This window comes from Pectobacterium araliae (assembly GCF_037076465.1).
GTDB lineage: Bacteria > Pseudomonadota > Gammaproteobacteria > Enterobacterales > Enterobacteriaceae > Pectobacterium > Pectobacterium araliae.
On the sequence record NZ_AP028908.1, the window covers coordinates 3,958,345 to 3,981,188 of the forward strand.

Here is a 22,844-nt window from a genome sequence, read left to right on the forward strand (position 1 = left end):
CTGCTCTTTTTTTAAGATTGCACTGCCTAATTGATTGAAGTGTGGCAAGGATCACACGGCTTTTCCCCTGAATTTCTCATGGTTATTCTCTGAATAATTTCCCAGATTGTGAGCCCTTTCACGGTCAGCTTTGTCATTTTGCCAATCGCTTGTTGCAGGTGGCACTCACCGGAAGGTGGCTTCTGTTACCGCTCCTTACACTGCAACACATTCAATGATAAGGAGTGGCGGCTATGGCGGTGAAGAATATCGTGGCGGTGGATTTGGGCGCATCCAGCGGTCGGGTGATGCTGGCAACGTTCCATACCGCCACGCAGCATCTGACGCTGAAAGAAATTCACCGTTTCAGCAACACGTTGGTGTTTCAGGACGGTCATTACCAGTGGGATCTGACCATGCTGGAACACGATATCCTCACCGGATTGCACCAAATCGATGCCATGGGTATCGCCCCCGATAGCATCGGGATCGACAGTTGGGGCGTGGACTATGTGCTACTCGATAAGGACGGGCAGCGTGTTGGCCTGCCGTATTCCTACCGCGACCACCGCACCGACGGCGTAATGGCCGCGGTTACCGCAGAACTGGGACGTGAAGCGATCTACCGGCGTACCGGCATTCAGTTCCTGCCATTTAATACGCTATACCAGCTTAAAGCGCTGGGCGATGCGCCCTCTGACGATCTGGATCGGGTGGCACACCTGCTGATGATCCCCGACTATTTTCACTATCGCCTCACGGGGAATGTCGTCTGCGAATACACCAACGCCAGCACGACCCAATTACTTAATCTGCAACAGAAAACCTGGGACAGCGAACTGCTGGAGTATCTGGGCATCCCGCGCCGCTGGTTGAGCAATCCGGTGCAGCCGGGACACACCGTCGGGAATTGGGTTGCGCCAAGCGGACGACAGATCCCCGTTATCGCTGTCGCCACGCACGATACCGCCAGCGCGGTAGTCGGCGCACCGTTGCTGAGCCGCGACAGCGCCTACCTCAGTTCCGGCACCTGGTCGCTAATGGGCATCGAAAGCGACACGCCGTTTAATAACCCGCAGGCGCTGGCCGCCAATATCACCAACGAAGGCGGCGTAGACGGCACCTATCGGGTGCTAAAAAACATCATGGGTCTGTGGCTGCTACAGCGCGTTTGTCAGGAGCGTAATATCAAGGATTTAGGCGCACTGATTCAGTCCGCCGCCGCCGTACCCGCCTTCGCCAGCCTGATTAACCCCAATGACGATCGCTTTATCAATCCGCCGTCCATGCATCAGGCGATCCGCGACTATTGCCGTGAGCACGACCAGCCTGTGCCCCACAGCGATGCCGAACTGGCACGCTGTATCTTCGACAGCCTCGCGCTGCTCTACCGGCAGGTGGTGCTGGAACTCGGCGAACTGCGCCATGCGCCAATCCGCCAATTGCATATTGTCGGCGGTGGCAGCCAGAACGCGTTTCTGAACCAGCTGTGCGCCGATGTGTGCCAGATTCCGGTTCTGGCCGGGCCGGTCGAGGCCTCAACGCTTGGCAATATCGGTTGCCAACTGATGGCGCTGGGCGCTGTCGCCGACCTTGCCGCCTTCCGGCACATGCTGACTCATAACTTCCCTCTGCATCGCTATACCCCGCGTGCGGAGAGTGATTTTGCCGGGCACTGGCGTCGCTTTCAGGCGCTCAGCCAGCCAGAAACCGCCCCACAGGGCAAAAAGGAGACAACGCAATGAGCACACCAATTGAAACCGCATGGCAGTTGGCAAAAGCGCGTTATGCCAGCCTGAATATTGACGTAGAGGCAGCGCTGGAACAGCTCGACCAGATTCCGGTGTCAATGCACTGCTGGCAGGGAGACGATGTAGCCGGATTCGAGAACATCGGCGGACCATTAACCGGCGGTATTCAGGCCACTGGCAATTACCCCGGTAAGGCAAGTACGCCGGATGAACTGCGTGCCGATCTGGAACAGGCATTTGCGTTGATCCCCGGCCCCAAGCGACTGAACCTGCACGCCATCTATCTGGAATCCGCACAGCCTGTCGCCCGTAACGAGATTGCTCCCGAACATTTCAGTTCCTGGGTCGCGTGGGCCAAACGTCACCAGCTTGGGCTGGATTTTAACCCAACCTGCTTTTCTCATCCGCTGAGTGCAGACGGCTTTACCCTATCGCACCCAGACGAAAAAGTGCGCCGCTTTTGGATTGAACACTGTCAGGCCAGCCGCCGGATTTCCGCCTACTTCGGTCGCGAACTCGGTACGCCGTCAGTCATGAACATCTGGGTGCCAGACGGCATGAAAGACTTGACCATCGATCGTCTGGCATTCCGTCAACGACTACTCAGCGCGCTGGATGAAGTCATAGCCGAGCCGCTCGATCCGTCACACCATATCGATGCAGTGGAAAGTAAGCTGTTCGGCATAGGTGCGGAAAGTTTTACCGTCGGCTCCAGCGAATTCTACCTCGGCTACGCGACCAGCCGCGGCACCGCGCTCTGCCTGGATGCGGGGCACTTCCATCCAACCGAAGTGATTTCCGACAAGATCTCCAGCGCGATTCTGTACGTTCCACGCCTGCTGCTGCACGTCAGCCGTCCGGTACGCTGGGACAGCGATCATGTCGTGCTACTGGATGACGAAACGCAGGCTATCGCTCACGAGATCGTGCGCCATAAATTGCTTAACCGCGTCCATATCGGGCTCGATTTCTTTGATGCCTCAATCAACCGCATCGCAGCCTGGGTCATCGGCACACGCAATATGAAGAAAGCCCTGTTGCGCGCACTGCTTGAGCCCACGGAAACCCTGCGCACACTGGAACAAAACGGCGATTACACCGCGCGTCTCGCCCTGCTGGAAGAGCAAAAATCGCTGCCGTGGCAAGCCGTATGGGAACACTACTGCCAGCGTCATGACGTCATCCCAGGCAGCGACTGGCTGCAACAGGTACGTCAGTATGAAGAAACCATCCTCACTCAACGTCAAGGGTAAGACTATGCAAACAATTCTCTCTTCCTGGTTTGTAAAGGGAATGATTAAAGCCACTAGCGACATGTGGCTCAAAGGCTGGGACGAACGTAACGGCGGTAACGTCAGCCTGCGCCTGACGGCCGAGGATGTGACGCCTTATGAAAGCGATTTCTATCCGCAGCCGCGCCATGAAGCGCTATCGCAGCCGATGTCGGAACTGGCCGACTGCTGGTTCATCGTTACGGGTTCCGGCAAGTTCTTCCGCAACGTTCAACTAGACCCGGCGGATTCTCTGGTGGTCTTGCAGATCGATAGTGATGGCAAAGGCTATCGCATTTTCTGGGGGCTGGCCAACGGTGGCCTGCCAACGTCTGAACTGGCCTCGCATCTCCAGTCGCACATTGTGCGCATGGGCGTGAGCCACGGACACGATCGCGTCATCATGCACTGCCACGCGACCAATCTGATTGCCCTGAGCTATGTGCTGGAACTGGATACCGCCACGTTCACCCGTGAACTATGGGAAGGTAGTACGGAGTGTCTGGTCGTCTTCCCAGACGGCGTAGGCATTGTGCCGTGGATGGTGCCGGGCACCGATGCCATTGGCGATGCCACCTCCGAGCAAATGAAACGTCATTCGCTGGTGCTGTGGCCATTTCACGGCATCTTCGGTACTGGCCCAACGCTGGATGACGCCTTCGGCCTGATTGATACTGCCGAGAAATCCGCCGACGTCATGGTAAAAGTGAGATCGATGGGCGGTAAGAAACAGACGATTTCGACCGAAGAGCTGATCGCTCTGGGTAAACGTTTCGGCGTGACGCCACTGGAAGCCGCGCTGCGCGTGTAGGTCGTGTAACCCATCTACGGATAGCATTAGCTTCAGCCTCAAATCGCCACGGCATCACCGCCGTGGCGTTCTGCCAACGACTACAGGGGATTCGTCCATGTTGCGTAAAGCTTTTGTGATGTCGGTTTTTCCTGACTGCCACGACGACTATCAGCGTCGCCATAACCCCATTTGGCCGGAGCTGGCCGAGGTGCTGAAAAACCACGGCGCGCACCACTACAGCATTTTTCTGGATAAACCGCGCAACCTGCTATTCGGCTATGTGGAAGTCGAATCCGAAGCGCGCTGGGAGGCCATTGCGCAAACGGAAGTCTGCCAACGCTGGTGGAAACACATGAGCGACATCATGCCCTCCAATCCCGACAGTAGCCCGGTTAGCACTGCACTGGAACCAGTGTTCTATCTGGACTGAGGAATGCTTTGAACTAAGAATAATCCTGCGCAGGTAATATAATAAATATATTACCTGCGTGATTTGATAAATAAAGAAATGAAAAGAAATATTTTGTCATTTAATGAATAACTTCTGTTGCAGAGAGTTGTTATTTTAAAAGATATAAATAATTAGAGATTGTTGATGACAATCACATTTTGTCTATCCTATTTGTGAAGAGCCTCTCCTTCACATCAATAACAAAAAGATCTATTAAAATAATGTTGAGCACCGTCACCATTAGGTGTTATGCATTGAAAATTTGTTATTAATTAGGGTTTATCGCTGACATTTCAATTTAAGGCAACATTAATAACCGTTTACTCATTAAAGCCAATTTATCGAATTCCGTATTATAAAGATCTTATTTTCTTTGCCGTTATCACTACTACTCTCTCTCTATAATCAATAAGAATAGCGATGAAATTTTCTCAACTCACAGTGTTTTCCAAGTTATTACTCGGATTTTCCGTCCTGGTAGCCATGATGTTGCTACTAGGTGTGGTTTCACTACTCCAGCTTAGCGTTAATAACAGCCGTATTGTTGAATTAAGCAGCAACAGCTTGCCCGGTGTGCGATATAGCCTGGAAATGCGCGGCACGTTGTCTGAAACGCGTTTGCAGCAAATACAGTATATCGACTCCAAAACGCCCGAGGAACGCGAAAGTCACCGCAAAGAATTACTGCAAAACGCCGATGCCTTCCTCACCGCATTGAAGAATTACCAAACCGTTGCGAACAGCGAGGATAAAAAAGCGCTGATTAAAGTTATTGGCGATGATTTTTCCGGTTTTAACTCGGTCAATGCCACGCTGATTGATACCGTTAACCGTGGCGATTTGGCCGAAGCCAGCAAAATCAGCGGTGCAAACTCAGCAAAATATCGCATTCAGCTAATGAAAGATCTGGCCAAATTGGTGGAGATGGAAGTGGCGACGGCAAAAGATATCGTTATCAGTGCCGATTCAACGTATCGAACGTCACAATACTATGTCTGGGGATTACTGCTGCTCGCCCTGCTGACAACCACCGTTATCGCCGCCCTTATCTCACGTAATATTTCTCGCCAACTCGGTGGCGATCCTCACTACGCACAAGAAATCATGACCGAGATCGCATCCGGTAACCTGACGGCAGAAATCCAACTGCGTCAGGGCGACAACTCAAGTCTGCTCGCTTCAATCAACCACATGAACCAACAGTTGATGAACATCGTGCATACCATCATGAACGGCAGTGAATCCATCTCGCTGGCATCCAGCGAGATAGCGCAAGGTAACAGTGACTTGTCACAGCGTACCGAAGAGCAGGCTGCCTCGCTGATTCAGGCATCGGCCAACATGCAGCAGTTGACGCACACCGTGCGACAGAATGCGGATAACGCTAAAGAAGCCAGCCAGTTGGCGCAGCAAACCTCGGAAACGGCTTCTCAAGGCGGGCTTATCGTGGATGACATGCTTAAACGTATGCACGAAATCTCCGACAGTTCACAGAAAATCGTCGATATTATCGCCGTGATCGAAGGTATTGCCTTCCAGACCAATATCCTGGCACTGAACGCCGCGGTAGAAGCGGCCAGAGCAGGCAGCGAAGGGAAAGGTTTTGCCGTTGTGGCGGGCGAAGTACGGACGCTGGCGCAGAAGAGCGCCAACGCCGCCAAAGAGATCAAAACGCTGATCGAAGGCACCGTCGAGAAGATCACCGACGGTTCCGCGCGGGCAGATAAAGCCAGTCAGGCGATGTCGGAGATTGTGCAATCGGTTAAAAAAGTGACGGATATCGTGGCGGAAATTTCTCAGGCATCCAACGAGCAGCATATTGGCATCAAAGAGATCAGCGTCGCGGTAGAACAAATGGATCGCGTCACCCAACAAAACGCCGCGCTGGTGGAAGAATCCGCCACGGCAGCACACGCGATGACGGAACAGGGTGAACAACTGCGCGACGCAGTTCGTTTCTTCAAAGTTAATCAGGAGCACATGCTGAGAATTCATTAACCCCTCTGCCCCGTCGACCACTCGGCGGGGCAATAAACGGCTTCTTAGCGCCCCTCACCACTGCATAGCAATACGCCGCCGACACCCGCTGATTGGCGACAAGCACACCTGATATCACTCATGAGTCAACGTTGACGTACGGTTTAGGCAAACTGAGTTATGGTTGCACCACTAAACTACGTACTGTGTTTTTACGTAGTCGGCTTCGTCAGTTGACGATTATTTTTACATCTCGCCGCACGGCGATAAGGAGACCACATGGACGAACACCCTAGATGGCCCGGTAAACCGCATCCGCTAGAATAAGGACCGTCTTCTTCCCCGACCTCTCTGTTCTCTCCGTCTGCGCGGTTTACCGCCCTTAATACCTTCATTTTTTTCCGCTTTACGTCCCTTTATCCGGGATGCGCGCCCGTGTGCGGCGGACAGGCACCATTAAGAGAGCAGCATCATGACCGATATGATCACGCAAACGGGGCATCACCGTGCCCGTAAGACACCCGCAGCCACCTTTGCGATTGCCCGTGAGGCGCAAAACAGCCTCGACCAAACGCTGGCTAACCTGAATACCCATCTGCATGGCTTAAGCCATGATGACATCGTTGAGCGTCAGCAGACTTATGGCGAAAATCGCGTCGCCCATGAAAAAGCACCCCATGCACTGGTGCAGTTGGCTGCCGCGTTTAATAACCCGTTTATTTACGTACTGATGGCGCTGGCCGCGATCAGCTTTTTCACCGATTACTGGCTACCGCTGCGTGATCATCAAGAAACGTCGCTTACTGGCGTTGTCATCATTCTGGTGATGGTTAGCCTAAGCGGCCTGCTACGCTTCTGGCAGGAGTTTCGCACCAATAAGGCCGCAGAAGCGCTGAAATCCATGGTGCGAACAACGGCTACCGTGCTGCGTCGCCCTCACCCCAACGCTGCTGCCGTCATGCAGGAAATTCCACTTCAGCAACTGGTTCCCGGCGATATTCTGACCCTCTCAGCCGGCGACATGGTGCCTGCGGATGTCCGGCTGGTGGAATCACGCGACCTGTTCGTCAGCCAGGCAGTACTGACCGGTGAATCACTGCCGATCGAAAAATACGATGTGTTCAGCGATATCTGCGCAAAAGGCTGTCAGCCCACTGGCGGCAGCGGAGAAAGCGATCTGCTGGCGCTCTCCAATATCTGTCTGATGGGCACCAACATTTCCAGCGGCACGGCGACAGCAATCGTGGTGGCAACAGGCAGCCACACCTACTTCGGCTCGCTGGCGAAATCCATCGTCGGCACCCGTTCCCAAACCGCCTTCGATCGCGGCGTCAACAGTGTAAGTTGGCTGCTGATCCGCTTTATGATCGTGATGGTGCCTGTCGTACTGCTGGTTAACGGTTTCACTAAAGGTGACTGGATGGAGGCTAGCCTGTTTGCGCTGGCCGTTGCCGTTGGCCTGACGCCAGAAATGCTGCCGATGATTGTCTCTTCCAATCTGGCAAAAGGCGCGATTGCGATGGCGCGACGCAAAGTGGTGGTCAAACGACTGAACGCGATTCAGAACTTTGGCGCGATGGATGTGCTGTGCACCGATAAAACCGGCACGCTAACGCAGGATCGTATCATCCTTGAGCATCACCTAAATACACAGGGTCAGGTCGATGAGACGGTGCTCCAGCTTGCCTGGCTCAACAGCGCACACCAGAGCGGCATGAAAAACCTGATGGATCAGGCCATCATGCAGTTTGGTCGCCATAATCCCGCCATTGCCGCACTGGGTCACTACCGAAAAATCGATGAGTTGCCGTTTGATTTTATCCGCCGTCGTCTGTCCATCACCGTGGCCGATGAACACAACCAGCAGCGCCTAATTTGCAAAGGCGCGGTAGAAGAGATGCTGGCTGTCGCGACGCATATCAGTGAAAACGGGCTGCGGCACGAACTGGACGATGAGCGCCGCAACATGCTGAAAACGCTGGCAGAAAGCTATAACCAGCAGGGATTTCGTGTGCTGATGATTGGCACCCGTGAACTGAGTCCGGTCGGCAGCACCCTACCGCTCAGCACCGAGGATGAACGCGATCTAACGCTCTGCGGCCTGCTGACGTTCCTCGATCCGCCGAAAGAAAGCGCCTCTGCCGCGATTCGCGCCCTGCATGAAAACGGGGTGACAGTGAAAGTCCTGACGGGCGATAACGCGATTATTACCCGCAAGATCTGTCGTGATGTCGGGCTGGAACCGGGCGAGGTACTAGAAGGGAACGAGATCGACGCACTCAGCGATAAACAGCTCGGCGTACTGGTAGAGCAGCGTACCATTTTTGCCAGACTGACACCGCTACAAAAATCCCGCGTGCTAAAGGCGCTGCAAGGCAATAATCATACGGTTGGCTTTTTGGGCGACGGTATCAACGATGCGCCCGCCCTGCGCGATGCCGATATCGGGATATCCGTCGATACCGCGACGGATATCGCCAAAGAATCGGCTGATATCATTCTGCTGGAAAAGAACCTGATGGTGTTGGAAGAGGGCGTGATCAAAGGGCGCGAGACATTCGGTAATATCATCAAATACCTGAACATGACCGCCAGTTCCAACTTCGGCAACGTGTTTTCAGTACTCGTCGCCAGCGCCTTTATTCCTTTTCTACCGATGCTGGCGATCCATCTGCTGATTCAGAACTTGATGTACGACATCTCTCAGTTGTCGCTGCCATGGGACAAAATGGATAAGGAGTTCCTGCGCAAACCCCGCAAATGGGATGCTAAAAATATTGGTCGCTTCATGCTGTGTATCGGGCCGACGTCATCGATTTTTGACATCACCACCTACGCGCTGATGTGGTTCGTGTTTGCCGCCAACAGCGTCGAGCATCAGGCTCTGTTTCAGTCAGGCTGGTTCGTTGAGGGGTTGCTGTCACAAACGCTGGTGGTACACATGCTGCGTACCCAGAAGATCCCATTCATTCAGAGTACGGCAGCACTGCCAGTGATGTTGATGACCGGACTGGTGATGGCGCTAGGCATCTATCTGCCGTTCTCTCCACTGGGAACGCTGGTCGGTTTGCAGCCGCTGCCGTGGGAATATTTCCCGTGGCTGGCTGCTACGCTGATTGGCTACTGCACCGTCGCACAACTGGTTAAACGCGCCTACATCCGTCGCTTTGGCCAATGGTTCTGATCTTTTCTCCACATCTTCACGGCGGGCGCGTTATTACCCGCCGTAAGCCAGAGGGTCAAAATACCGACATCGAGGCAAAAAATTCATACCACCTTAGAGGTGATGTAAGTTAAAGGTCTCATTGCAGAAAATTACATAACTCATTAAATAATAATAAATATATTTTCATCAATACGGTGGTATTAGGAATAAGCGTAATTTTTTTAATGGGAACGATGAAATCAATGCTAAACCATTGTCCCATTACGCCGAAACTAAAATAAACCCCTGTCTACTTTTGCATACAGCACATGTCAGAAACGGACGGATTACAGGCAATGGAGCATATCTATGCAGTCCCTACATCACATCTCGATCCGTAGTAAGTTCATTTTGGCTCTCCTACCGCCAATCCTTGCCCTACTGTGGTTTAGTTTTTCCGGCGTGGTGGAGCGACGCAGCACGGAAAATGAAATGATCCGCATGGCGAAACTGATTACTCTGGCGCGCGATGCAGGCGAATTCGCCCACCAGATCCAGCGTGAGCGCGGTTTGAGTGCGGGCTATTTTGGCAGTCAGGGGAAAAATTTTGGTGCAGAGCTCACTACGCAGCGGCAAGCGACCGATCGGGCACAACAGGTGCTGGAGCAAACCGCCGCAAACCTGAGCCGCGCCGAGCTTGGCGATGCCGTCAGCGAGGAACTCAGTCGTGTCACACAGAAAACACAGCAGCTTACGGAACATCGCCGCAGCGTCGATAGCATATCGATACCCGTTGCCCAAGCCATAGGCTACTATTCCGATTCGGTCACCTATCTGCTGAATATTGTCGGGGATATGACCCATCTGGTCAGCGACGGCGGCATTGCCCAGCGGCTGGCAGCCTACTACAACCTGCTGAACGTCAAAGAACAGGCCGGGCTTGAGCGCGCCGTACTCTCCAACGCCTTCTCTGCCAATAGCTTTGCTACCGGGATGTTCGAGCGTCTGAACCAAATGGTGGGTAAGGGAGAGGCATATATCACTGCCTATAACATGTTCGCCAATACCGAGCTGCGTAAGGCTTTCGAACAGGCGCTTAACCAGCCTTCAGCCCAGAGCGCGCTGCAAATGCGCAATAAAGCCATCGCTTCCTCTAGCGGAAATTTTGCGATTGATGCCAGCCAGTGGTTTAACCAACAAACGGTAAAGATCGATGAACTAAAAAAAGTTGAGCAGCTCGCCACCCAAGATCTGGCTACGCAGGTTAACACCTTGGCTGCTGATGCCCGCCAGTCCTGGATTAGCTATTTAGCAGGGGCGCTAATTTCTCTGCTGATGGCGATCGGCCTGGCCTTAATGATTATGCGCAGCATCAACGAGCAACTTCAGCAAACGCTGACGACCATTCGTGAGATGGGCGGAGATCTGACGCGCCGCCTACATGTACCGGGAACCGACGAACTGTCGCAACTGAATCAGGCGTATAACACTTCACTGGAGAACATCGCCGATATGGTAGTGAATATTAAGCGCAGTTCACAGACTATCGGGCGTGCCAGCAGCGAAATCGCCAACGGAAATCAGGATCTGGCACAGCGTACTGAAGAGCAATCCGCTTCGCTGGTGCAAACCGCCAGCAGCATGGAAGAAATCACCGTCACGGTAAAACAAACCGCAGATTTTGCCGGGCAGGCGCGTCAGTTAACGACGGAGGTAGACGATCAGGCTCACCGTGTTGGAACCATTACTGAATCCGCCAGCAGCGCGATGAGCAAAATTCAGGACACCAGCCAGCGCGTGAATGCCGTCGTTGCCGCCATTGATGCCATTGCCTTTCAAACCAATTTGCTGGCGCTGAACGCGGCGGTTGAAGCAGCACGGGCGGGACAGCATGGCCGAGGATTCTCTGTCGTCGCGGCGGAGGTGCGTCAACTGTCGCAACGTAGTGCAGACGAAGCGGGGAAAATCCGTGCGCTCATCGCCGATAGCATTGCCAGCGTCAGTGAAGGGACAAAGCTGGTGAACCAATCGAACCAGGGGATTAACGACATCGTCACTGGCACGCGTAAAGTGCGCGATCTGGTGAATGAGATTGCGGTTGCTGCCGATGAGCAGTCGCTGGGCATCGCGCAAATTAATGAAGCACTCAGCCAATTGGAGATGGTCACGCAGCAAAATGCGACGCTGGTTTCGCAGGCTTCCGTTGCCAGCCAATTACTGGATGAGCAAGCCATTGAAATGGAATCGCTGGTCAGCCGCTTCAAGGTTGACGACAGCGCACCACAGCAGCCTTTGCCGCACGCGCTGTTATCAAGGTAGCGGAGACGATATCGTTCAAGAAGTGAGACAACATCGCCCAATGGTCTCAGCATTATGAGACTCACGCCCTCATTGAGGGCGTTGACTATTTGGCTCTCACTAAGCACCGCTGACGGCGCTCATCGACACGTTGGGCAAACCATGCCGTGGTGAGCTTACGGGTGATTTTCGGGCTTTCCAGCGTGATCCCCGGCAGGATGGCGCGCGGAGCCTTCGAACCCGACTTATCCGCCAACGCAAAGACACGTTCATACAGGCTGGTGTCTTCAAAATCGAGGCTATTGCCTTTCTCCAGTGCACGACGAATCGTGCTCTCGCTCATATCTAACCGTTTCCCCAACACACGCACCGCTTGTTCCGTAGCACTGGCTTTATCCGAACCGTAGTTGATTAAATCGCCATCCAGTGCCAGCTTAACCCCCGTAAGACGGCTGACGGCTCGCTGGAACGCCGCATTTCGGCTGGCATACCGTCCTGCATTGAAATCTGCGAACCGATATATAGACTGCGGGTAATTCGCTGGATAGCCCAGCAGATGCTTGATGCCAAAATACATCCCGCCACGACGGCTGAATACTTCGCGGCGAAGAGAGCCGTCCACGGTATACGGATAACCTTTTGCGTTAGCTTCGGCAAAGGCGATGCTCACCTGCATTGGCCCACCGGTATGCACTGGGTTCAACCGACCAAACAGCGTCTGTCCCATCGGCACCATGTCGATGAAATCATCAAAGATCGCGCTGAGTTCCTTTTCCGTGCGTACCTTATCGAGCCGCTCACTGTAACTTTTGCCGTTAGGGGATTTGATGAGGAGCGCGGTGCGCACCAGAAATGCGGGAACATGAATTTTCTCCGCACGACGGTCAATCTCCTGCCAGGCGATTTTTGACAGATTCGGCACCTGCGGATCGGCATTAAACGTCGATTCCTGTTCGGTTACGGCCAGTACCGAGCACAGATTTTCATTACTGGGATCGAGCCCCTGCGTGGTAAATGCCGTGGCGATATCGGTCGCCCAACCCTGACGATCTTTCACGTTGTCCGGCAACAGCTTGAGTAGCTGCGCACGAACATCCGCAGGCCGCGATTCCGGCGTCGTCGCCGTTTTACTGGCACAGCCCGCCAGCACCAGCAGAGCCAACGCACACAGGGGACGAAACAAGGGAATAGAAGAACGGGGCATAATCTCTCGGCATCATGATAGGAAGGCTGTCAGAACGTTAGCGCAGCCCGCACCAATTATCCAGCCGGAATCAAGCGCATGCATTTTACGGACTGACCTGGCATAGTTAGCGCTATCACTAACCGAATGCGCTAACGAACGGACGACACACGCATGGCTGCCACCAATCATTGGACACGGGATCAGTTGCTGATCGCCTTCACCCTGTACAGTCAGCTACCGTTTGGCAGGCTGCATTCACGTAACCCCGATATCATTCGTTACGCCGAGTTGATTAACCGCACGCCTTCCGCACTGGCGATGAAGCTAGTCAATCTCGCCAGCCTCGACCCGTTTATTATCGACTCCGGCCGCACCGGCTTGCGCGGCGCGTCCAACTCCGACCGCGCGCTGTGGAAGGAAATGGACAGCAACCCCGAGCTATTCGAACAGCAGTGCCAGCAGGCGATGGTATCGCTCGAAGAACGGGCGGCAGAAGCGACGTCGGTGCCATCACCGTTCCAAGCCAACGAGAGCGAAATCCCTGATTATCACGGCGGCGAGCGCCTTACACAGGTAAAGACGCGTATTGGTCAGCAGCTATTCCGCAAACGCGTACTCAGCAACTACGGCGAACGCTGCTGCGTGACTGGATTAGAAGAACCCGCTCTGCTGGTCGCCAGCCATATTCAACCGTGGAAAACGACGCCAGAATATCGCCTCGATCCCAGCAACGGCCTCTGCTTGTCCAACCTGCATGACAAAGCCTTTGATATGGGGCTTATCAGCTTCAACGACTCGCTGGAAATGCTACTTTCTCCACGTATCAAAAAACTGAAAAGCGCCATCAGCGACGTCAATTTCGCCCAATACGAAGGCAAACAAATCCATCTGCCAGACACCTACCCGCCCAGCCTGTCACAGATGGCATACCATCGTGAGCATATTTTTTTGGGGCGTGGGTAAAAAGCGACAAATCAGCGATACAAAAACAGGGCGATATACGGGCTTTCGCGCGAGATAACGTGCGGATTTTCATCCAGCAGCATCCGCAAACGCGCCTGTTGTCGCGTATTCGGTAATATGCCAGAACGGTTGAACCGCTGTACCCAGCTCGTCACGCTAGCCTGTGTTAGTGCCGTATTCTCTGGCTTAGCGTTATCCAGCAGGAAAATCAGCCAATCCCATTTGTTCAGCTTGTGTGCTAGAAAATAGTACACCTCAACGTGTTCTTTGGAAGATGCCTCTTCCAGACAGCGCTGAAGTTCAGGCAGCGACAAGTAGCCCCTCTGCTGGTAAAACAGCTTCCGCGCCACCTTAGCAATAGCCAGCGAGTGATGACGCAGAGCGGCCAGCAGTTGCTCACGCGCGTCGTCACCGGTACGTAGAATGAGAATACGTAAAGCGCTGTGATAAAGGCTGGGGTAACGCACATCCAGATTACGTTCTGCCAGCGCCACAACGCCGTTGTAGCGATGCTCATCCAGCCCCCACAGCGTGATTTTACGCTCTGTCACAGTAACCGCCCGATCCAGCGCTGCAAGGTAATGCGCCACAGGATCGTCGTGTTTTTCACGCAGCAGCGTTGAGGCACGCTGGCGCACCAAGGCATTCTTATCAAACAATAAGGCTATCAACAGAGGTGCAGGCACGGGAAACGCATTATCCATTACATACTGCAATGCCAGCTGCTTAATGGGCGCGAAAGTGTCTTTTAATAAGCGCGTCATCACTTCATGATCGACATCCTGATCCGCATTGAGCAAATACCGCGCCGCGTTCGCCCTGACTAACGGATCGCGATGCAACATCGTCTGACCAAAGATCTGCTTCAACGGAAACTGTTCGCGCTTAACCAGAATATCCAGTGATAATCGAGCAACAATTTTATCTTCCGAACACAATCCCGTCAGTAACGACGGCGCGCGCGCCTCCTCGGACAGAAAGCTGACGATCTCATCCACCAGCGGCTGATGATCTTCTCGCTGGCACTGCAACAGCCAGAAAATGGCAGGCAAATTGGCGACAAAAGACGCGTTGTTTTTCGGCGTTAACAGCAGCCGCACGCTCTGTTTAGCTGCACGCCGCACGGGTTCCGCCCAATCATTCACTCGTTCAATCAATGCAGGCAATGCCGAGACTTCGTCCATGAAGCCCAGACACAGCACTGCACGCTGCCGAATATGTCCGTTATAGTGACGCGTGAGCGTTATCAGGTGTGACACCGAGCCCAGAGCATCTGCCTGCGCTGGCTGATAATAGTTGTCTGGCGAAGCCACCAGCTTTTCTAACTGGTGTAGTAGTAAGTTATATGATGCCATATTCCCTGCCCTCTTCTTTTTCCGTTGCTCACAGATGCCTTACGCCATCACTGTCCGGTACAGCAGCGCATCCAGCATCGTGTCGTCAGCGGCCTTACTGTCTGGCAATATTGCTGGGCTATCGGCGTCGTTCAGCATCTGCGTGATGAACGCGTGGATCACCTCCCGACGCGGGCCGTATTCCGCTTCACCCGAGCGTTGCTTGATCTCAAGTAGTTGATGGATTTCAGTCAACAGGTGCGGATCGTCTACCGTTTCAGCGAGCAGTTGAGAAAAACGCATCGGCGGCATACCCTTGCCTGCCTCAATCCAACGCACCGCCAGTAGCGGGCGCAGGACATAGAAATACTTTTTGAGACGTACCGTTTCCTCTTGCAGATAACCACGAAAATTTTTACGCGCCATAGACAGGTAGTGCCAGCGAGCCTTGGACGGTGAGAACCACGTCGGCACCGCTGCCCGCAGTGCGGATGTAGCATCCCGATCTTCTTGATAGACCACTGGTGAATCCAGCCATTCGATCAGCGTCGGGTTAGCCCGTTTAAGCAGGCCGAGCGCTTTGCGCCATTCCCAACCGCAGACGTCCAGCTCATCGTCGATAGGCAGCTCTATCACATCGCGCTGCGCTTCAACGCGCAAATACCATTCCGGCCGATGCACGTAGAGAAAGCGCACGTCGTAGTCGCTATCTGGAGACGCAAATCCCCAGCCACGGCTCCCCGATTCACAGGCATACAGCACCTTCACCTGATACCGTTCTTCTACATCCTGTAAGACTAATTTTATCCGCGTCCGCATGGCAGCATCGACGCGATAATCGTTTTCCATCATGATCTTATCCTTTCACACACACCACCTGACGCAGCGTATGTACAATTTCCACCAGCGATGACTGTGCCGCCATCACCTTATCGATATCTTTGTACGCCATCGGGATTTCATCGATAACGTCGCTGTCTTTTCTGCACTCGACGTGTGCGGTCGCGCGGATCTGGTCTTCCACGGTAAAACGTTTTTTCGCGGCGGTACGGCTCATGGTTCTCCCCGCGCCGTGGCTACAGGAACAGAAGCTCTCTTCGTTCCCCAATCCCCGCACGATGAAGCTCTTCGCCCCCATCGACCCCGGAATGATCCCCATCTGGCCTTTCTGCGCCGACACCGCGCCTTTACGAGTAATCAGCACTGATTCACCAAAGTGCGTTTCGCGCTGTACATAGTTATGGTGGCAGTTCACGCCTTCCTGCTGGGTGGTAAACGGCTTCGTCACAATACGAGACAGCGCCGCCAGCGTATGTGACATCATCACTTCGCGGTTATGACGGGCAAAATCCTGCGCCCATTCAACCGCTTCGATGTAATCGTTAAAGTGCAGGCTTCCTTCCTCGAAGTACGCCAGATTACGGTCCGGCAGGTTCGCAATGTGCTGCTGCATATCTTCCTGCGCCAGCTTGATGAACAACGAACCAATCGCATTCCCCACACCGCGCGACCCGCTATGCAACATCACCCACACGTGATCGACTTCATCCAGACAGATTTCAATAAAGTGGTTACCCGTTCCTAAGGTTCCCAAATGCTGATAGTTGTTGGTTTTCAGCAACTGCGGGTATTTATCCGTCAAACGTTTAAAACGCGGTTCCAGCAGTGACCAGTGCGCATCCACCGTTTGTGGTGGGTTTTGCCAGGAACCGACATCGCGTTTAGAACGCGTAACACTACGCCCGTGCGGCACTGCCTGTTCAATCGCGCTACGCAACCCCAGCAGGTTATCCGGCAAGTCACTGGCAACCAGTGACGTACGCACTGCAATCATCCCACAGCCGATATCCACACCCACCGCAGCGGGAATAATCGCACCACGCGTGGGGATCACGCTACCAATCGTCGACCCTTTTCCCAGATGCACATCCGGCATTACCGCCAGATGTTTAAAAATGAACGGCATTTTGGCCGTGTTCAGCAGTTGATCACGGGCTTCTGGTTCCACAGGCACGCCCTGCGTCCACATTTTTACCGGTGCGCTATTCACTGGCGACATCATGTCGTAATCCTGCGTTTTCATTTCTTCCATTTTTTCTTCTCTTTGTTTGTCATTGTTCACCTGAGATATAGCGAAAGGCGTGCCAGATTTATGGAATAGATAAAATAAAAACATAACTGATTGATAATTAATTAATAAAAAATTTACCACCTGAACTAGCAACGCATCAAAATAACAGATAAATTTATCCTAAAGGATAATATTTTATACAAAGGTATAGCATGAAGCGTCGCGTCGTCATTGGTGTGCTGGGCACCACGCTGGACAAACGGGGTAAACGGGAGAACCGCTGGACGAAATGGCGACCGACTGTCGGCCTGTGTCAGCAGCCGGATTTCCCCGTCGATCGTCTGGAACTGTTGCACCAATCACGCAATGAAGGAATGGCACAGCAGGTGGCGGAAGATATCGCCGTGGTGTCACCGACTACGCAGGTCACGCTTCAGGCCGTTGAACTGCGCGACCCGTGGAACCTAGAAGAGGTCTACAGCGCCTTTCTGGACTTTGCGAGCCGCTACCCATTCGATACCGAGAACGAAGAGTATTTCGTTCACATCACCACCGGCACTCACGTCGTGCAGATTTGCTGGTTCCTGCTGACCGAAGCGCGCTATCTGCCCGCCAAGCTGCTACAAACCGCGCCGGGGGAAAAAGCGGATCGCCCGGCACCGCAAGGCATCTACGCCGTCATCGATCTGGATCTCAGCCGCTATGCCACGCTTACCAGCCGCTTCCAACACGAGCAGGAGCGTTCCGTCTCGTTCCTGAAATTCGGCATCGAGACACGTAACGCGACATTCAACACACTGATCGATCAGATTGAACGCGTCGCGCTGCGATCCACCGCGCCGATGCTCCTGACTGGCCCGACCGGGGCGGGGAAATCCTTTCTGGCACAGCGTATCTACCAGCTACGTCAATCTCGCCATCTGGTCAGCGGCCGCTTTGTTGCGGTTAACTGTGCCACGCTGCGCGGCGACAATGCGATGTCGACATTATTCGGCCACGTAAAAGGGGCGTTTACCGGTGCGTTACAGGCGAGAAGCGGGCTGCTGCGTGAAGCGGACGGCGGCATGCTGTTTCTGGATGAAATCGCCGAACTGGGGCTGGACGAACAGGCGATGCTGCTCAAGGCCATTGAAGAAAAACGCTTTTTACCGTTTGGTTCGGATAAAGAAGTCAGCAGCGATTTTCAGTTAATTGCTGGCACACACCGCAACCTGCGCGAGTGGATCGCACAGGGTAAATTTCGTGAAGACCTTTATGCGCGTATCAACATGTGGACCTTCCCTCTACCGGGGTTAGCGGAACGTCGGGAAGATATCGAACCCAACATTGACTACGAACTCCAACGCTTCACACACGATCACCAAACGCAGATCCGCTTCGATAAAGACGCGCGACAGCGCTACCTCACCTTCGCTTGCTCACCGCAGGCCGCGTGGCGCGGCAACTTCCGCGAGCTTGGTTCCTCCATCGCACGCATGGCGACGCTGGCGGAACAAGGTCGCATCACCACCGAACTAGTAGAAGAGGAAATCACCCGCCTGCGAGCCAGTTGGCAAAGTGATGCGCCAGCAACCGCGCTACCGCCCGAACTCGCCAACATCGATCTGTTTGAGCAGCGCCAGCTCGAAACCGTGTTCGACGTCTGCCGCACTTCTAATTCACTCTCAGAAGCTGGCCGTCGCCTGTTCGCCGTCTCACGCCAGCAAAAACAAAAGCCCAACGACGCCGATCGGTTGCGTAAATATCTGGCACGTTTTGGACTGAGTTGGGAGGGGTTGAGGGAGGCTGGCAACAGAAAGTAAATAGGAAACCTCTGTCCAGTAAACTTGACGAGCTATCTAAAATATTAGATATTTAATTTACTGAGATGAGGAGGTACATATTATGGCGTTAAAATTCTACGAAAGTCCGTTTCATGTGACGCATGACGCTGAAGTTGCCAGCAAGATGGCAATGAAAATGGATTTATCGATCATGATCACTAATTTAATCAAAGAGAAAGGTTGGACACAAAAAGAGGCAGCAGAAAAACTCGGCATCAACCAGTCGCGCGTTTCAGAACTGAAAAATGCCAAGATAGAGCTTTTCACTATTGATGCCATGTTTGACATGTTAGACGCTCTCGGTTTCCGAGCGAAAATGTCGATGCCAAGCCTGCATCAGGCGTCAATCACAATCACTGAATCAGCAGCTTAGCGTTTTTTACAACGCTCAGCCTCTCTGACATCGGCCATAAGCGCTTTGAGCCGTTGTTCAGCCACCTCTTTAGCTTTACGATCAACGCTATTGGTCGTTTTCTTAAAGGAATGCAAAACCACCACGGTATCAAGATATTTGGCAACATAGACACATCGATATGCAGGACTACCGTTTATCTTTAGTTCGATAACACCGATACCAACCCCATCAAGAAAATCAATTGGCAATTTAGGATCTTGCCCATACTGAATGAGGCGTAAGTCTTTTCCAAACTCATCCTGTATATCCGCAGGAAGCGTTCGGTATTCCCTTTCAGCGGCATCGTTAACAAATGCGAATTTCTTCAAAACCACTCCCTGTCGTCATTTTTCGCAAACACCGCAATATCCTTTACTACGGCCAATTAAAAAAGAAGAAGCCCGCTTATTTCCAGAGTTGAACCCATTTCTGCGAACACCATTCCAAAATACGCTGTAAAATGACGTTGAACTGCTGCAAGAAAGCCTCAGCAGCGTGGCGCGGCAACTTCCGCGAACTCGGTTCCTCCATCGCCCGCATGGCGACGCTGGCGGAACAAGGTCGTATCACCACCGAACTAGTAGAAGAGGAAATCACCCGCCTGCGAGCCAGTTGGCAAAGTGATGCGCCAGCAACCGCGCTACCGCCCGAACTCGCCAACATCGATCTGTTTGAGCAGCGTCAGCTCGAAACCGTGTTCGACGTCTGCCGCACTTCTAATTCACTCTCAGAAGCTGGCCGTCGCTTGTTTGCCGTCTCACGCCAGCAAAAACAAAAGCCCAACGACGCCGACCGACTGCGTAAATATCTGGCACGTTTTGGACTGAGTTGGGAGGGGTTGAAACGGGGGAGAGGAATAAACTGAATCATCTTCGCTACGGTTTGCCTTTCATCCAACAACCGATAGCGCATCCCGACGAAAAAAAGATACCGCCCCTGCCAAAAGCCAGAGCGGTACGGGAAGGCATTAGCGTGCTGCCAGCTGTGAGATCTTTTCTGCCAGAAAATCAATTTCCTGCGGGGTGTTATAGAAGGCGAGAGAAGGTCTCACCGTACTTTCATAGCCAAAGTGACGCAAAATAGGCTGAGCACAGTGGTGCCCAGAGCGTACGGCAATCCCCGCCTGACTCAGGTAACGCCCTATCGCTTCGTTTTCATGGCCTTGCAGCACAAACGACAATACGCTGGTCTTCTGGGCGGCGGTGCCGATCAGTTTAAGCCCGGGAATCCGTGACAATTTCTCAATCCCGTACTCCAATAGCGCATGCTCATACTGGGCGATATTCTCAATCCCCAGCGCAGTGACGTAGTCGATAGCCGCGCCAAGCCCAACGGCGTCAGCAATATTCCCCGTTCCGGCCTCAAATTTATTCGGTGCAGGCTGGTAACGTGTCAACTCAAAGGTCACATCGGCGATCATATTGCCGCCACCCTGATACGGGCGAGCCTCCTCCAGCACATCCTTTTTGCCATACACCACGCCGATACCGGTGGGCCCGAATATTTTATGGCCGGAAAAGACAAAGAAGTCAGCATCCAGCGTCGTCACATTCACAGGAATATGCGAAATTGACTGAGCACCATCAATAGCAATACGTACACCAAAGCGGTGGGCGATTGCCACCAACTCCTGTATTGGCGTCACGGTTCCCAACGCATTGGAAACGTGGGTGGCTGAAACAAAACGCGTTTTGTCATTGAACAGGCGAACATACTCTTCAATAATCAGCTGTCCGTGTTCATCCACCGGTGCCACACGGATTACTGCGCCAGTCTCCTGCGCCACCAATTGCCACGGCACAATATTGGCGTGGTGCTCCAGCAACGTCAGGATAATCTCATCTCCTGGACGTAACAGCGGTTTGACATAGCTTTGGGCAATCAGGTTCAGCCCTTCTGTCGTGCCGCGTACGAACACAATATTGTCCGAACTGCCTGCTCCGATAAAACGAGCCACTTTATCCCGCGCAGCCTCGTAAGCATCGGTCGAGCGCGCAGCCAGCGTATGCGCCGCACGATGAATATTTGAGTTTTCATGCAGGAAAAAATGGCTAATGCGATCAATAACCTGTCTTGGCCGTTGAGTGGTCGCCGCATTGTCCAGCCAGACCAGCGGCTTGCCATCAACCTGTTCAGACAGGATTGGGAAATCAGCGCGGATCTGTTCTACGGGAACATGCCCAACACGCGCCAGCGGTGCAGGCACGGATGAAGACGCGGTGCCCAGTCGTTGTACCGTTGCACCCGAGGGCACAGCGATATCCTGACCGTAGGGCACCACTTTCGGCGCATAGGCTGGATCCGGCGTCCCCTGTGGATGGCTTCTGCCCCCAAATAACGCGAGCAAATCGCGCTCGTCCGGCAGGCCGTAATCTCGGGCTGACAGCGGGCGCTCACCACTGCCTGGCCACGGGCCGGGAATCCCCGGCAGTGAAAGATTATTCGTAGTCATAATATTCACCTACTTCAACATCTTCCAATACGGCGATAGCATCATCGGCCAGAATGGCAGCGGAGCAATAGAGTGAAAGCAGGTAAGAAGCAACGCCATTGTCATCAATGCCACGGAAACGTACAGATAAACCGCGAGATTGTTCATTTGGCAACCCTGACTGATACAAGCCCAGCACGCCGCGCTTGGCTTCACCAGAGCGAATCAGCAGAATGTTGGTTTTACCGCCCTTACCTTTCGGGTTCTTCAAACCGTCAACGAACAGCTTGTCCGAAGGGATCACAGGGATACCGCGCCACAGAATAAAAGTCCCGCCGTGCAGGTTGGCCGTGACGGGCGGAACACCGCGGCGAGTCGCTTCACGGGTAAACGCAGCAATAGCACGCGGGTGAGCGAGGAAAAACGACGGCTCTTTCCATACTTTAGAAATCAGCTCATCCAAATCATCCGGCGTCGGTCGTCCATTGCGCGTCTGGATCCGCTGAGAATCAGCGATATTCTTGAGCAGGCCATAATCATCGTTATTGATTAGCTGGCTTTCCTGACGCTCGCGCAAGCTTTCAATCGCCAACGCAATTTGTTCGGAAGCCTGATCGAACGGTGAACTATAGATATCCGCGATTTTGGTATCGACATTAATAATCGTCGCGAGAGAATCCAACTGATATTCACGCGGCTGCGTTTGGTATTCGATATACCCTTTAGGGATTTCGGTCTGGGTCGGGTCCTGGCTGCACAGCGCATCCAGCGGCGTATCGCCTTCCACCACTTTGTTAACGCGATAGATCCCAGCTTCTAATCCCTTGTAATCCAGAAAATTGCTGACCCAGCGCGGAGTAATTGCCCCAAACTGCGGTGCTGTTTTGGTCACATTGGCGAGTTGATACGCGGCGTCGCGTCCCAGAGCGTTCAGAACGTTTTTATCTGTCATGATGTTTTCCCTTAGGTTTTACTTT

At 53.4% G+C, this 22,844-nt stretch carries 17 protein-coding genes and 1 pseudogene; 11 read left to right on the plus strand and 7 right to left on the minus strand.

Features of this window, described 5'->3' with window-relative positions:
* Window positions 1–233: 233 nt before the first annotated feature.
* The 7 genes from rhaB to AACH44_RS17980 all read left to right on the plus strand — a co-directional run bounded on the left by rhaB (window position 234) and on the right by AACH44_RS17980 (window position 11,686).
* Window positions 234–1,724, plus strand: a complete 1,491-nt coding sequence (gene rhaB, locus AACH44_RS17950; protein WP_261849255.1) for a rhamnulokinase — start codon at window positions 234–236, stop codon at window positions 1,722–1,724.
* Complete coding sequence (locus AACH44_RS17955; RefSeq protein ID WP_261849254.1) at window positions 1,721–2,983, plus strand: L-rhamnose isomerase; 1,263 nt, start codon at window positions 1,721–1,723, stop codon at window positions 2,981–2,983. Before rhaB ends, AACH44_RS17955 begins: the two co-directional genes overlap by 4 nt.
* 4 nt (window positions 2,984–2,987) lie before the next feature.
* Entirely contained in the window at window positions 2,988–3,812 is an 825-nt protein-coding gene (gene rhaD, locus AACH44_RS17960) for a rhamnulose-1-phosphate aldolase (RefSeq protein WP_261849253.1), read from the plus strand.
* Between the two features lie 97 nt (window positions 3,813–3,909).
* Entirely contained in the window at window positions 3,910–4,224 is a 315-nt protein-coding gene (gene rhaM, locus AACH44_RS17965) for an L-rhamnose mutarotase (RefSeq protein ID WP_261849252.1), read from the plus strand.
* A gap of 441 nt (window positions 4,225–4,665) precedes the next feature.
* Window positions 4,666–6,243 (plus strand): methyl-accepting chemotaxis protein, encoded by a 1,578-nt coding sequence (locus AACH44_RS17970; protein ID WP_261849251.1) that lies wholly within the window; start codon window positions 4,666–4,668, stop codon window positions 6,241–6,243.
* A gap of 451 nt (window positions 6,244–6,694) precedes the next feature.
* On the plus strand, window positions 6,695–9,406 hold the full coding sequence (mgtA, locus tag AACH44_RS17975) for a magnesium-translocating P-type ATPase (protein ID WP_261849250.1): 2,712 nt from the start codon (window positions 6,695–6,697) through the stop codon (window positions 9,404–9,406).
* Between the two features lie 330 nt (window positions 9,407–9,736).
* Window positions 9,737–11,686: a methyl-accepting chemotaxis protein gene (locus AACH44_RS17980; RefSeq protein ID WP_261849249.1), complete on the plus strand. Its 1,950-nt coding sequence runs from the start codon at window positions 9,737–9,739 to the stop codon at window positions 11,684–11,686.
* An 85-nt stretch (window positions 11,687–11,771) separates the two neighbouring features.
* On the opposite strand, the gene AACH44_RS17985 is transcribed toward AACH44_RS17980, so the two are convergent.
* Window positions 11,772–12,869 (minus strand): DUF1615 domain-containing protein, encoded by a 1,098-nt coding sequence (locus AACH44_RS17985; RefSeq protein ID WP_261849248.1) that lies wholly within the window; start codon window positions 12,867–12,869, stop codon window positions 11,772–11,774.
* Window positions 12,870–13,022: 153 nt separating this feature from the next.
* Between AACH44_RS17985 and AACH44_RS17990 the strand changes: the two genes are divergently transcribed.
* Window positions 13,023–13,814 (plus strand): HNH endonuclease, encoded by a 792-nt coding sequence (locus AACH44_RS17990; protein ID WP_261849247.1) that lies wholly within the window; start codon window positions 13,023–13,025, stop codon window positions 13,812–13,814.
* 11 nt (window positions 13,815–13,825) lie between these two features.
* Here AACH44_RS17990 and AACH44_RS17995 read toward each other — a convergent pair whose 3' ends face one another.
* From AACH44_RS17995 to AACH44_RS18005, 3 genes are read right to left on the minus strand one after another with little or no spacing between them, the layout of a single operon-like run.
* Entirely contained in the window at window positions 13,826–15,169 is a 1,344-nt protein-coding gene (locus tag AACH44_RS17995; RefSeq protein WP_261849246.1) for a HEAT repeat domain-containing protein, read from the minus strand.
* A gap of 39 nt (window positions 15,170–15,208) precedes the next feature.
* Window positions 15,209–16,000, minus strand: coding sequence for a nucleotidyltransferase domain-containing protein (locus AACH44_RS18000; RefSeq protein ID WP_261849245.1), 792 nt, complete (start codon window positions 15,998–16,000; stop codon window positions 15,209–15,211).
* A 4-nt stretch (window positions 16,001–16,004) separates the two neighbouring features.
* Entirely contained in the window at window positions 16,005–17,240 is a 1,236-nt protein-coding gene (locus AACH44_RS18005) for an RtcB family protein (RefSeq protein ID WP_425606604.1), read from the minus strand.
* Window positions 17,241–17,431: 191 nt separating this feature from the next.
* Between AACH44_RS18005 and rtcR the strand changes: the two genes are divergently transcribed.
* Both rtcR and AACH44_RS18015 read left to right on the plus strand, forming a co-directional pair.
* Window positions 17,432–19,021, plus strand: a complete 1,590-nt coding sequence (gene rtcR, locus AACH44_RS18010) for an RNA repair transcriptional activator RtcR (protein ID WP_261849244.1) — start codon at window positions 17,432–17,434, stop codon at window positions 19,019–19,021.
* A gap of 82 nt (window positions 19,022–19,103) precedes the next feature.
* The gene (locus AACH44_RS18015) at window positions 19,104–19,415 is read left to right on the plus strand and encodes a helix-turn-helix domain-containing protein (protein ID WP_261849243.1); all 312 of its coding nucleotides are present in this window, start codon (window positions 19,104–19,106) and stop codon (window positions 19,413–19,415) included.
* Here AACH44_RS18015 and AACH44_RS18020 read toward each other — a convergent pair.
* Window positions 19,412–19,765, minus strand: a complete 354-nt coding sequence (locus AACH44_RS18020; RefSeq protein ID WP_338659366.1) for a type II toxin-antitoxin system RelE/ParE family toxin — start codon at window positions 19,763–19,765, stop codon at window positions 19,412–19,414. The genes AACH44_RS18015 and AACH44_RS18020 overlap by 4 nt on opposite strands.
* Before the next feature lie 161 nt (window positions 19,766–19,926).
* Here AACH44_RS18020 and AACH44_RS18025 point away from each other — a divergent pair.
* A pseudogene (locus tag AACH44_RS18025) lies at window positions 19,927–20,301 on the plus strand (sigma 54-dependent transcriptional regulator); the annotation flags it as partial.
* 102 nt (window positions 20,302–20,403) lie between these two features.
* On the opposite strand, the gene AACH44_RS18030 reads toward AACH44_RS18025, so the two are convergent.
* Together AACH44_RS18030 and AACH44_RS18035 are read right to left on the minus strand one after the other, a co-directional pair.
* A complete protein-coding gene (locus tag AACH44_RS18030; RefSeq protein ID WP_338659367.1) occupies window positions 20,404–21,888 on the minus strand; it encodes a cysteine desulfurase in 1,485 nt (494 codons plus the stop codon).
* Window positions 21,875–22,819 (minus strand): family 2A encapsulin nanocompartment shell protein, encoded by a 945-nt coding sequence (locus AACH44_RS18035; RefSeq protein ID WP_261849240.1) that lies wholly within the window; start codon window positions 22,817–22,819, stop codon window positions 21,875–21,877. Before AACH44_RS18035 ends, AACH44_RS18030 begins: the two co-directional genes overlap by 14 nt.
* Window positions 22,820–22,844 lie beyond the last annotated feature (25 nt).

What these genes read in the sequence shown, in the direction of transcription:
- rhaB (WP_261849255.1), top strand. Translation starts at nt 234, where the DNA reads ATGGCGGTGAAGAATATCGTGGCGGTGGATTTGGGCGCATCCAGCGGT.
- AACH44_RS17955 (WP_261849254.1), top strand. Translation starts at nt 1,721, where the DNA reads ATGAGCACACCAATTGAAACCGCATGGCAGTTGGCAAAAGCGCGTTAT.
- rhaD (WP_261849253.1), top strand. Translation starts at nt 2,988, where the DNA reads ATGCAAACAATTCTCTCTTCCTGGTTTGTAAAGGGAATGATTAAAGCC.
- rhaM (WP_261849252.1), top strand. Translation starts at nt 3,910, where the DNA reads ATGTTGCGTAAAGCTTTTGTGATGTCGGTTTTTCCTGACTGCCACGAC.
- AACH44_RS17970 (WP_261849251.1), top strand. Translation starts at nt 4,666, where the DNA reads ATGAAATTTTCTCAACTCACAGTGTTTTCCAAGTTATTACTCGGATTT.
- mgtA (WP_261849250.1), top strand. Translation starts at nt 6,695, where the DNA reads ATGACCGATATGATCACGCAAACGGGGCATCACCGTGCCCGTAAGACA.
- AACH44_RS17980 (WP_261849249.1), top strand. Translation starts at nt 9,737, where the DNA reads ATGCAGTCCCTACATCACATCTCGATCCGTAGTAAGTTCATTTTGGCT.
- AACH44_RS17985 (WP_261849248.1), bottom strand. Translation starts at nt 12,869, where the DNA reads ATGCCCCGTTCTTCTATTCCCTTGTTTCGTCCCCTGTGTGCGTTGGCT.
- AACH44_RS17990 (WP_261849247.1), top strand. Translation starts at nt 13,023, where the DNA reads ATGGCTGCCACCAATCATTGGACACGGGATCAGTTGCTGATCGCCTTC.
- AACH44_RS17995 (WP_261849246.1), bottom strand. Translation starts at nt 15,169, where the DNA reads ATGGCATCATATAACTTACTACTACACCAGTTAGAAAAGCTGGTGGCT.
- AACH44_RS18000 (WP_261849245.1), bottom strand. Translation starts at nt 16,000, where the DNA reads ATGATGGAAAACGATTATCGCGTCGATGCTGCCATGCGGACGCGGATA.
- AACH44_RS18005 (WP_425606604.1), bottom strand. Translation starts at nt 17,240, where the DNA reads ATGGAAGAAATGAAAACGCAGGATTACGACATGATGTCGCCAGTGAAT.
- rtcR (WP_261849244.1), top strand. Translation starts at nt 17,432, where the DNA reads ATGAAGCGTCGCGTCGTCATTGGTGTGCTGGGCACCACGCTGGACAAA.
- AACH44_RS18015 (WP_261849243.1), top strand. Translation starts at nt 19,104, where the DNA reads ATGGCGTTAAAATTCTACGAAAGTCCGTTTCATGTGACGCATGACGCT.
- AACH44_RS18030 (WP_338659367.1), bottom strand. Translation starts at nt 21,888, where the DNA reads ATGACTACGAATAATCTTTCACTGCCGGGGATTCCCGGCCCGTGGCCA.
- AACH44_RS18035 (WP_261849240.1), bottom strand. Translation starts at nt 22,819, where the DNA reads ATGACAGATAAAAACGTTCTGAACGCTCTGGGACGCGACGCCGCGTAT.